Genomic DNA, 370 nt, shown 5'->3' with positions numbered 1-370 from the left:
CAACACCGCATGGCCGGCCCCGGAGAGTTGCTGGTGCAGGCTGTTCATTTCGTGGTCGGCGATCTGCAGCACCTGGCGCAAGCGCTCGCGGCTTTCCAGCAAGCGCCCGTGCTCGAGCACCACCGGCGCCTCGATCACCGTTGGGTCGAGGTGGTAGTCCTCCAGGCAACGCAGCCAGGAGCGGGCAATGGAGGGGTCGCTGACGCCCTCGCCAGCACCACCATGGGCCACAGTGTGGACCTGCCGGGCATGGCGGCTGAAGTGATTGCTCTGCATTGTTGTAGTTCTCCGCAGATAGAGCGTGCCACCAGCATCCTCCACCGGCGAAGGCATTGCAATGCACCCACGGGTGACGTGTCGTGAACGGCAC

At 64.9% G+C, this 370-nt stretch carries 1 pseudogene; it reads right to left on the bottom strand.

Annotated features, from left to right (window positions below):
• Positions 1–276: pseudogene (locus GYA94_RS27220) on the bottom strand (sigma-54-dependent Fis family transcriptional regulator); the annotation flags it as partial.
• Positions 277–370 lie beyond the last annotated feature (94 nt).

This window comes from Pseudomonas juntendi (genome assembly GCF_009932375.1).
In the GTDB taxonomy this organism is placed as follows: domain Bacteria; phylum Pseudomonadota; class Gammaproteobacteria; order Pseudomonadales; family Pseudomonadaceae; genus Aquipseudomonas; species Aquipseudomonas juntendi.
Note: the sequence above shows the minus strand (reverse complement) of the source record. Positions and strands in the feature narration are given on the sequence as shown.